Here is a 10887-nt window from a genome sequence, read left to right on the forward strand (position 1 = left end):
TGCTGGAATGGGCCCGGCAGCCGTTTGCACCAGAAGCTGCCGTCATCGTCCTCACGACGAGCTGCCTGCTGCTGAGCAGAGTCACCCTTCACATCGAAGAACAACGGCAGCGCGGTAAGGGCCGTCCGCCTCAAGACCAAGACAGTTACGCAACCTTGTCGGTGGATTGCTTCCTGATCGAGCGGCTGGCACAGCACGTATCACGGTTTCTGAGCCGTAACCCGTCTCGCCTCCCGCACAACGCCACCGCCAGGCACGCGGCTGCGCCGGGCCGCCGGACGAGGGTCTGATCATCACGAACCGCCACGGCCGACCTGTACCGCCCGGCGACTGCCACCTCACCGGTAGTGATGCTTCAGCGTGGAGCGCCGCGGTCTCCAGGAGGTCAAGTCGTGGGTGCTGAGCCCGTACGCGCTGAGCATGTCTTCGAAGTGACGCTGGAACGCCTCGACTTGACCTACCTTGCCCGCCGATTCCTCCTGAGTCTCCCATCGGTGCATGGAGCGGAGAAGTTCCTGCACTCCGGCCAAGAGAGAGGTGAGCCGACTCATACTCGGATCTGGTTGCCGGCCAACGGCACTGACCAAATCCAGCAGAACGCGAACACGATCTGTTTCGCTCCAACCCGACCAACCGAGCAACAGACCACCCTCTTCGTCAACGACATCGGCGTAGGAGATGAAACGTTCCCGGGGAATGTCCAGCCTGCCTCGGATCGACCAGTAGGACGCGCGTTGAAAGTCAGCGCTCACGTACTTGGGCGGAACCGGAATCCCCAGTGACTCGCCCGTCTCGTCCTCGCGGCGCTGAAGCTCCCAGACCCGCTCCCACTGCGCGCGCTTGCGTAGTCCCGACTCCTTGTACCTCAACGCTGCCGCATACGGGACCTGCTCACCTTCCAGGATCGTGGCCAGCACATCTGCGAGCGTGGCCTCACGCCGCTCCAGGTGGTCGGCAACGTAGAGCGCGGCTGCGGAACAGACTCCGGCATCGTCACCGAGTTCACTGGCCAGTTGACGGATCGTTCGGGGATGCGGACGCTTATCGCCATTCTTCTCCTCGAACCACAGTTGTTCGTGCTCGCAACGATCGAGCAGCCAATCACGCAGCGCTCGCTCCTCGCGCTTCTCCCAAGGCTCCGTCGCCCACCGCCGCTTGTACTCAGGTCGCTCGACGAGGGCGATTGTCGGGTGGGACTCAATGGCATTGATCCTGGCCTCTACGACGTCCCGGTAGGCAGCCGGCCAGTGATTCGGGACATCGGTGACCGGGCTGACTCCGTGCCTCTCGAACCATGCCTGCCCCTCAAACCAGGACGACGAGGCCGTACCGTCGGCGACCTTGCGGGCCCACACGATCTCGAACGCGCGCTCCCCTGGCCTCAGCGCAGGGAGTTCGAAATCTGGCGAGGTGGTCAGACGCGCTCGCTCATCGCCGAACAGCAGTCCATACGAGCCGTAGACGTCCCAGTCCAATTCCTCCTGAAGAGCGACCATCTCATGGCGGATCTGCGTATATGCGTCTCTTGCCGCGTCCAAGACTCTCCGGCTGGGCGCTCGGCGATCCGCAAGGATAGTGCTCGGCTCTTCGGCATCAAGAAGCCTGGTCCGCCTGGTCAGTTCCCGCGCTCGAGCAAGAGGAGCGTCGGATGGAAGCGGAAGCTGGAGAAGAGATTTCGGCGCAAAGCTGTACGCACGTGCCCATTCATTGCCCGGAGCGGAGAGAGCCGCCCCACCGGTCCCCTTGCTGAGGCTGGTCTGCTTGAGCCAGAAACAGACCGTGGACGAGTTGAGGACTCCGAGCAGACCGACGTATGTGTCCTCGCTCGCGTCGGCCTGCAGTCGAAGTACAGGTGCGGTCCTGTTGAACGCCGTTTCGTCGTCCACTTGCGCGAAGTGATTGTGAGTAGCTACGGCGGCGAACGTAATAAGCGGACTCCGATGACGCTCGGGGAGCCAACGCCGCCAGGTCCACCACGGCCGGCGCTGCGACGATCCCCGCTGTCCGGTGGCCGTGCGGAGTACCTGTCGCATTGTCCAGAGGTGTCGCCCCCACGAGCTGCTGAGGTTCGGGAGAAGCGGTGAACCGTCCCCGTCATAAGGGGCCAGGACTTCCGTTGCAGCTTCGGCACGCCAGTTCCGCACGACTTCTCCCGTGACAAGGCCGAGGCCCAGCCCGGACGCGTCGGGGTGCCGGTTGAACCAGGGACGACCGAGATTGAAAACGTCTCGCTCCCCCGGGTCGGAGCCCACTCCGACCGGTCCGGAAAGGACATCGCCCAGTCGCCGCGGAAATCCCGAGAGCTGATCCATGAGATCCGCTGCTCCGCCGCCCACCATGGTCCACGGGAAGCGGGAAAAACGGTGACGGGGTTCGTCCTCGACACTCACCCATTCCGAGGTGCTGCCGGGCAGGTCAATCTGGTCGAGGATCGACCGCCACACGATTCCCTGGGCCGGGTGCTCCGGTTGCCTGGGCTCACCGTGCACGCTGAACACCACCCGCACCGGGGCATCACGCATGGTCGGGTCATTCCGGCCGACAAGAATCAGGGTCGGTGTTCCGTGGCCCGGCACATAGGCACCCGAGGTGTCGATGACGTGCGTCAGTCCGACGCGGGGCAGGAAATCTTCGATCAGCTTCTCACCGAAGGCCCGGTTCGTGAAGGAGCTGGATGTGTACTGCCCGACATACCCGCCGGACGTTCCTTCATTCTTGGTCACCGCCAGCTGGAACATGCGCTCCACAAAGAGAAGTGAGAGCGGAAATACCCCCGAAGCCACTTTATAGGACTTCCTGTATTCGGCTCTTCTCGCTTCGTCACTCACGAAAATGAAGGGAGGTTCGCCCACCACGACGTGGTAGGAATTCATCCCGAGGAGGTCACAGGAGACAGAGAAGTCGGCAACGTCTCCGATCACACGCGGCGGCCCGCCGGGCGCGCCGCGGCCTTCCAGCAGTGCATCCCCCACCGCGACGTTGACCACCTGACCCGGCACCTGGCCCAGCGTCCGTCGACCGCTGGCCTTTGCGGCGGCCATCAGCAGCCTGAATCTCGCGATGTTTACGGCGAACGCGTTCACATCGCAGCCGTGGACCGATTCCAGGGCGCGGCGGATCAGCTCATCGTTCGGGGTACCGGGCTCAACCGCCCGCCAGGCGTTCAGCAGCCGTCCGAAGATTCCGAGGAGGAAGGCTCCAGAGCCGCAGGCCGGGTCGATCGTTCGAAAACCCTTGAGGCCGAAATCCGCGATAGCCGGATCCACGGTGCGGCCCAGGATGAATTCCTCGATGAATTCCGGAGTCGGAACGAGCGCGTAGGCCTGGCGCGCCGCCTCGCTGATGTCCTGGTACAAGTCTCCGAGAAAGCGGGTGTCGAGCTGCGGGTCACTGAAATCGAATCGGAGGGAGCCGTCCTCGTCTCGCTGCCGCCAGAACTCGACCAGGCCGGTCGCGGCCCGCGGAGAAGGTGACAGCTGCCAGAGGGGGTTGTGCTCGCGGGCGAAAATTCGGCCCATTACCGGGTGGGAACGCGCAAGATGCACGAACGCCTCGCCCAGCCAGTCCCGGTCCTGTGCCCCCTCCTGCTGCGCCAGGCACGTGCTCTGCCGTTCCTCCGCCTCTGCCAGGCGCTCTCCCGGCCCCGCGATGAACGGCCGGGCGATCAGGTCGTTGTCCTCGCAGTAGCGCACGAACACCGTGCCCAGCACCCAGGCGACCGCGGCCTGCATGATGTGCTCGTCACGCCAGGCGCCATACGTGGCGCTGGTACGGCCGACGGCTCTCTCCTGCTCGTATGCGCCCCGCAGCCGGTCGCGATACTGATCGATATTGTCGCTGCGCTCGCGAAGATCCGCCTCCAGGGTCCGGACCTGCTTGCGCAGACCAACAAGGAGCGCCTGCCTGTCCAGCGAGGGCGTCCCCGTATCGGCTCCGCGAGTCGGAGGCACCGCGGCGACCACTCCTCCCTACGTCGGTGATTTCACGATCCACTGTCCTGTCGGACACATCCTGCCAGCTCTTTGGGCCGCCACCCCGATTCCGTCGCCCGCCACTGGCTTGACGCGTACCGTGGTCACTTCCCGGCGCTCTATGATTCCTGTGCGCGCCAGACCGCCGAGGGGACACATGCTGACAAGACTCGAAGTCAGTGGATTCAAGAACCTGCTCGACCTCACGGTGGAGTTCGGCCCCTTCACCTGCATCGCAGGGGAGAACGGCACCGGAAAGTCCAACATCTTTGACGCCATCCAGTTCCTGAGCCTGCTCGCCGACCACTCCATGATCGAGGCCGCCCAGGCCGTACGCGGGACCCATGGCGCACTGCACGGCGATGCGCGCGACCTGTTCTGGAACGGCTACTCGGACGACGAACACCGGATGGAGTTTGCCGCGGAGATGATCGTCCCGGGCGAGCTCGAGGACGACTTCGGCCGCCTTGCCGAACCGACGTCCACTTTCCTCCGCTACGAGCTTCACCTCGGGTACCAGCCGCCTCAGGGCGGTGAGCGGAGCGGCAGGCTGACGTTGCTCCGCGAGGACCTCAATCAGATAAGGTCAAGTGAGGCCGCCTCACATCTTCGGTTCCCGCACACCAAAGACTTCCGAAGCACCGTCGTCCGTGGTCGCAGATCCACCCCCTACATCTCCACGTCTCTTGAGGCGGGCACCGTCATCCGCATTCACGCCGACGGCGGCCGCAAGGGGCAGCCACGTCCGGCACCCGCAAGCCGGGCGGCCAAGACCCTGCTCTCCACCATCAATCTGAACGACGATCCAACCATCCTGGCAGCCAGGCGGGAAATGCAGTCGTGGCGCCGGCTCGCCCTCGAACCCTCAGCCCTGCGCACGTCCGACAACTACCGCGATCCCAGCGAGATGCAGCCCGATGGCCTGCATCTGCCACGGAGCCTGGACCGGATCGCGCGGAAGAAGTTCCCGGACGACCCCGCCCGGGTCTACTCCCGGGTCGCGGGGCGCCTGTCGGATCTGTCCGGACTGCACGTCAAGACGCTGCACGTCGAAGCGGACGACACACGCGAGCTGCTGACCATCAAGCTCCATGAGATCGACGGAATGGTACTCCCGGCGCGCAGCCTGTCGGAGGGAACCCTGCGCTTCCTGGCCCTGTGCGTACTGCTCGAGGACCCACAGGCGCACGGGCTGCTGTGTATGGAGGAGCCGGAGAATGGCATTCACCCGGCCAATCTCTCTGCCATGGTGAACCTGGTGCGCGATTTGGCGGTGGATCCTTCCGTACCGGTGGACGAGGACAACCCCTTCCGACAAGTCCTTATCAACACCCACTCCCCGGGTGTCGTCCAGCTCGTGGACGATTTCGACCTGCTGATCGCCGATACCGCGAGCATCCCCCGGGGTATGGGCAAGGCCGCACGCGGTCTGCGGTTGCGGCCCCTCGCCAGCACCTGGCGGGCGGGCGGTGCCGAGAAGGGCTACGGGACGAAGGCTGACATCCTCGCTTACCTCACATCTCCGCCAGAAGCCCGGCTGACTCTCGCGGGGAGCACCTCGTGATTATTCACGCCCTCTATCTCTGTGAAGGGTCCAGCGACATTGGCCTGCGCGATCACATCGAGGAGATCGGGGCAGAAATGGGCCGCGAGATCCTTGTGACGCCTCCCGATCTGAACCGCCTCCCGAACAAGCCGGGCCACTCTGTCAGGGACAAACTGCGCGCCGCACAGTGGCTCAGCGACGAGGGGCAGGTGTACGACCTCGTCATCATCCACCGCGACTCCGACGGCAACCCCCCGGAGCGGCGGCGCAGTGAGATCGCCGAAGCGGTCAATGAGGTGAGCCCTGGCCTGGCACACGTGCCCGTTATCCCGGTACGGATGCTGGAAGCCTGGCTGCTTCTGAACCAGGCGGCTATCCGCGAAGTGGCGGGGAACCCCAATGGCAAGGTGGCACTCGACCTCCCAAAGCCGGCCCGGGTCGAGTCGGTGCCAGATCCCAAGGCACTCCTCAAGCAGGCAATCGCTACTGCCAGCGAGGAGAAAGGGCGCCGCTTGGAGAAGCTCCGAAGGCGCTTCCCAGAGAATCGAGCACGACTGCTGCAGATGCTGGATCGCGAAGGGCCGGTCCAGCAGCTCGCATCCTGGCAGTCGTTCACGCACGATCTGCGGGAATCGCTGAGCGGCCTCTGAGAGCTCCCGGCGTCGCGTCGCGGTCAGTCAGCCAACCGGGACAAGCAACGGACCACATAGGTCATGTGCTGGATGTTCCCCATGGTGTTCCACCGTTGCCCGTGCCCTTGGCGTCCGTGGTGCGGGCGCACTGTTCGTGCCAGCGGTCGCCCGTACTCGCACCCGAGCCACGGAAGTCGGGGAATCCGGTGATCCAACGAGCCGCCTCGCCGGTGGCTCCTGTCTCGCCCCGCTTCTCGGCCCAGAACCTTGCGACCAGGAAGGTGCGTTCCGTCGTGTACCGCAGTAATCCGTAGGGAGACCGGTCGGTATCGTCCGCCGATCGCGCCAGGTTGCGTGCGGCGAGGATGCCGTAGTCGCCGTAGCGGACGAACTGCGCGTAGGATCGCCGACTCGCCCGTAACTCGTGCCAGGTGTCCCAGTCCGCCCGCTCGGCCTCGCCCCGGTCTCTGTCGAGCACCCTGTCGACCTCGTCCGGGAAGCCGCCCGCCATAGGGCGATCGTGCGCCATACGGCGAGTGGAACCAGCATGTCGATTGCGCACAGTGCTTCCTTGGCCGCGTCGGGGTGGACGGGCAGGACGGTGTGAAGGTCGAGGAGGAGATCCACGGGCACGTCGGGATCCACTCGCGCCAGCAGCGCCCTTGTGCGCTCGGCGAGTTCGTCGTTCCAGGCGCCGGGCAAGCGTATGCGGATTCCGAGGCCGCCACCGCCCTCACCGGCACACTCCATGGCCACAGCCTGGTGGGACGGGGGAAGGGTCGGATCGGTGACGGGTCGAAGCGCCGCGTGTGACCAGTAGAAAGGGAGCAGATGTCCGTAGGGGGCCTCGTCGAGGGCAGCGTACGGCGCATCCAGCCATGCCGCCGTGTACTTGTGGACACTCGCGATGCGCCTCAGCTCCTTGTCCACCGCCACTTCGAGCTGACCGGCGCCCTCGCCCACGATGATCGGCAGCGTCCACACCGGGGCCACCCGATCACGGATCCCTGGGGCCAGGCCCTTGATCGCTGCCACGGCATGGGCGCGCACTGGAAGGACTGGCACGTACAGCGGTCCGGACATGGCGGTCCCCTCCACACTGCCCCGCGACGGTGTGGAACCAGCGTGAGCTGGGGTGATGCGCACCGAAAGGGCGCAATCCAGTCACCGGGTGTGCTGCGTGCCAGGTTCGGCGCCGTTGTCAGACCGGTTCACTCTCCCAGCGCGTACGTTGGGACAGCACAGCATCGGCCCCATCCGTGTCGGCAAGGCGAACGGCCAGCACGCTGGCGGCGAGGTCATCGGGGAGCGCTGCGGAGAACTTGAGGCCACGTACGGCGGCCGCAGAGACCTGTGGGAGCTCCTCCCTCCGCGGCGTGCTTCGCGCCTGGTTCCACTCCTCGCGGGTCAGGTCGTGGCGGAGCCGGACGTAGGAGTCCGCAGGCCGCTGCAGCGGGTCGACCGCGCTGGCCAGCCACGCCGTGAGGGTCGCGTTCGCGCGGAAACCGGCCCAGGTCCACCACCGTACGTCGCGTCCGCTGCGGGTGATCAAGGTCGCCTCCGGGTGAGCGAACCGGCCTTCGGTTTCCCGTAGTTCCACGAGACCGGCCTGTGCGCGCCGGGTGAGACCGACCGCGGGGTCGGCGCCGAGCAGCACCTCGCGCATCGCCTGGGCAAGCCGGTACGACAGGCCGCGGACGGTGCCGGTCTGCCACTTGGCGACCCCGCCCGACTCGGCGGCCTCGACGAAGACCCGATGCCGGCGCCAGTCCACATACGTCACGTGCCAGCTGCGTCCGGCGAGCAGCAACCGAAGGGGCCCCTCGTGTTCCTCGACCAGCAGAGCCGGGTCCGTGTGCCCGATCTCTGTACGTCCGTGCAGGACTGCGAACTGGGGCGGTGCGGTGAACGACGCGGTGAGGTCCATGAAGTGCCGCCTGCCGAAACGCTTCTCGGCCTGTTCGCCGATGAAGTAGATGCCGCTGTCCTGTTCCAGGAAACCTTGGGTGAGGAGGTGCTCCAGAACAGGTCGGGCGGACGCGTCGAAGGGAGCAAGGCCGTTCCACTCCTCGTGCCAGTCCGCGGCGGGCAGTTTGTGGCGCTGGAGGGCGACGGCCAGCAGCTGCTGGGCAACGAGGTGCTGCGGCCCCGGCGGTGCGGTGACAGGCTCCACCCAGTGTCTGCCCCACAGGGTCAGCAGTCCGGCCGCCTGGAGGAGGCTCTCGTGGGAGGTGGCGAGGAAGAGACAGTTGCGCGTGCTGTCGGACCGGCGTCCGGTACGGCCCAGGCGTTGCAGGAAGGAAGCGACGGTCGCGGGGGAGTCAATCTGGATCACCCGGTCGAGGTCGCCGACGTCGATGCCGAGTTCGAGCGTGGAGGTGGCAACGATCACGCAGTCGCGTGCCTGCGCGAATGCTTCCTCGGAACGCAGACGCTCGGCCGCCGACAGGGACGAGTGCGAGAGGAACACGGTCACGCCGCGTGCTCGGAGCGCCTGCCCGAGCTCTTCGACCTGCCGGCGGGACTCGCAGAAGACGAGGCGCTTCTCGCCCCGGTGGAGGGCGGAGATGACGGTCGCGGCGTTCGGAAGCGAGCCGACGTAGTCCAACTCGATGTCCCCGGGCGGGGTTTTAGCGGTGTGCGGCTCGGGTTCCGCTGTCGTGGCCGCGGGGCCGGTGGCGACGCCGGGGGCAATGACGTGGCCGGGCGCTCGACCACGGGTGGAGCCTTGAAGCCAAGCGAGGAGTTCGTTCGGGTTGCCGACCGTGGCGGACAGGCCGATGCGCTGCAACCGCCGGCCGGTCAGCCGCTGGAGTCGTTCCAGGACCGCCAGCAGGTGCCAGCCGCGGTCGTCCCCGGCGAAGGCGTGCACCTCGTCCACGACGACCGCCCGCACCCCGCCGAGCAGCAGGGCGTGGTCGGTCTTGACACTGATGAGCTGTGCTTCGAGGGATTCCGGTGTGGTGAGGAGGATGTCCGGTGGCTCGCGGCGCAGGCGCCGCCGTTCGGACTCGCCGGTGTCCCCGTGCCAGAGCGCAGCCGCGCGTCCCAGCCACTGGGCGTAGGCGTGCAGGCGTGGCTGGAGATTGTTGAGCAGGGCGCGCAGAGGCGTGAGGTAGAGAACCGAGGTGCCGGACCAGCCGTTCCGGGCCATGGCAGTGAGGAGGGGGAATGCGGCGGCCTCGGTCTTGCCGCCTGCTGTCGGCGCCAGCAGTACCGCGTCCTCGCCATCGAGGAGCGGTCCGATCGCCGAGGACTGCAGGGGCCTGAGGCCGGGCCAGCCGAGGGTGTTGACGATGTGGTGGAGGAGGACTGGATCGAGCCGGTCGACAGGGTCGGCGTCCGCTGCTCCGCTCACGCTCACAGGTCGAGCTCCACCTCGCCGGCCGAGGCGGGCAGAGCAACCGGGAGCGTGGCGGCATGGCGCTCGGCGTCGGTGAGTTCGGTGCGGTCGACGGTGAGGCGGTAGTCGGCACGCGGGTCGAAGTCAGGGAACTGGTCGATGCGGTCGAGGACGTCGCCGACGAGCTTCTTCAAGTAGAGGCGGGGGGCGACTCCGACCTTGCCACCGAGGGCTCCCCCGACGGCGTGGGCCAGGTCGGCCACGTACGCGTCGTCGGCGACGGAGCGGACCCGCTCCGGGGAGGTGCTGCCTGTCGCATACAGGTCGCGGATCTTGCGGCCGAGTTCAGTCAGCGTCTCCAGCTGGAAGCCGGGAAGACGGAGTTGCACTGCCCTGGGGTTGTCGAAGCGTGGGTCCGTGGAGAAGTCGGTGGCCAGGCGCTGGGCCAGGGGCGCGAGACGCTGTACGCCCTGCGGGCCGTCGTAGAACGCAGGGGTGCCGGTGATCACCAGGTAGAGGCCGGGGAAGCGACCGGAGTGGACCTCGTCGATCAGCTGCCGAAGGGCGTTGAGCGCCTTGTCCCGGGCGTCGGAGCGCACGCGCTGCAGGGTTTCCACCTCGTCGAGGACGAGGAGGAGCCCAGGATGTCCGCTGTCGCGCAGAACGGCGAGCAGCCCTTGAACGAAGCCGAGGGCGCCGAAGTGGTCGAGGTCCCCGCGAACCCCCGCAGCGCGCTTGGCGGCGGCCGCTACATGCGGCTCGCCGCCGAGCCACGCGAGAACGGCCGCAGCGGTGGCCTCGTCTTCCGCGCCCAGCGCGGAGTGGTAGCCGCGCAGTGCGGCAGCGAATCCGGGGGCGCCGCGGGAGACCTCCGAGAGGCGGTCGTCGAGGAGCTTCGCGACGGCCTGCTCCAGCCGGGAGTCGTCGGCGCCGGCGGCAAGGGCGTCCTCCTCGAGCGCGTAGAACCACGCGTCGACGATGGGCCGGAGGGCCGACGGTTGGAAGCTCGCGGTGGCCAGGCGCTCGGTGGCCCTGCGATAGACGGTCTCCAGCCGGTGCAGGGGCGTCTCGGTCTCTGACACCTGTACCTCGGCGACGGCGAAGCCGCGGCGCTTGGCTCGTTCGCCGAGCCAGCGGGCGAAGAAGGTCTTGCCGCTACCGTACTCGCCACGCACGGCCTTGAAGGCGGATCCGCCCGCGGCCACGGCGTCCAGCTCGCCGTCCACGGCCGCCTCGAACCGGTCGAGTCCCGTGGCGAGGAGATCGAGACCGCTGTCGGGGACGGCTCCGCGCCGCAGCGCGTCGACGACGGCCCGCCGCCGCGCGGGCGACACCGTGACACCAGAGGCGGAGGATGCGGAGGAGGGCTGTTCACTCACCCCGCCAGTTTCCCAC

Annotated in this window: 5 protein-coding genes and 1 pseudogene; 2 read left to right on the plus strand and 4 right to left on the minus strand. The window is 67.0% G+C overall.

Going from position 1 to position 10887, the window contains the following annotated elements; all coding sequences use genetic code 11:
* Positions 1-338 precede the first annotated feature (338 nt).
* Positions 339-3962, minus strand: coding sequence for a BREX-2 system adenine-specific DNA-methyltransferase PglX (gene pglX / locus KYY02_RS21405; RefSeq protein ID WP_371240236.1), 3624 nt, complete (start codon positions 3960-3962; stop codon positions 339-341).
* Between the two features lie 166 nt (positions 3963-4128).
* Here pglX and KYY02_RS21410 point away from each other — a divergent pair, with 166 nt between their 5' ends.
* Together KYY02_RS21410 and KYY02_RS21415 are read left to right on the plus strand one after the other, a co-directional pair.
* Positions 4129-5535 carry an AAA family ATPase gene (locus KYY02_RS21410; RefSeq protein WP_371240238.1) on the plus strand — a complete coding sequence of 469 codons (1407 nt, stop codon included), beginning with the start codon at positions 4129-4131 and terminating at the stop codon, positions 5533-5535.
* The gene (locus KYY02_RS21415; RefSeq protein WP_371240240.1) at positions 5532-6167 is read left to right on the plus strand and encodes a hypothetical protein; all 636 of its coding nucleotides are present in this window, start codon (positions 5532-5534) and stop codon (positions 6165-6167) included. Before KYY02_RS21410 ends, KYY02_RS21415 begins: the two co-directional genes overlap by 4 nt.
* 61 nt (positions 6168-6228) lie before the next feature.
* On the opposite strand, the pseudogene KYY02_RS21420 reads toward KYY02_RS21415, so the two are convergent.
* The 3 genes and pseudogenes from KYY02_RS21420 to brxD all read right to left on the minus strand — a co-directional run bounded on the left by KYY02_RS21420 (position 6229) and on the right by brxD (position 10871).
* Positions 6229-7232, minus strand: a pseudogene (locus KYY02_RS21420) (beta family protein).
* A 118-nt stretch (positions 7233-7350) separates the two neighbouring features.
* Entirely contained in the window at positions 7351-9507 is a 2157-nt protein-coding gene (locus KYY02_RS21425; RefSeq protein ID WP_371240242.1) for a DEAD/DEAH box helicase, read from the minus strand.
* Between the two features lie 2 nt (positions 9508-9509).
* A complete protein-coding gene (gene brxD, locus KYY02_RS21430) occupies positions 9510-10871 on the minus strand; it encodes a BREX system ATP-binding protein BrxD (protein ID WP_371240244.1) in 1362 nt (453 codons plus the stop codon).
* Positions 10872-10887: the final 16 nt, after the last annotated feature.

It is taken from the genome of Streptomyces pimonensis (assembly GCF_041380215.1).
Classification (GTDB): domain Bacteria; phylum Actinomycetota; class Actinomycetes; order Streptomycetales; family Streptomycetaceae; genus Streptomyces; species Streptomyces pimonensis.

What these genes read in the sequence shown, in the direction of transcription:
- KYY02_RS21410 (WP_371240238.1), top strand. Translation starts at nt 4,129, where the DNA reads ATGCTGACAAGACTCGAAGTCAGTGGATTCAAGAACCTGCTCGACCTC.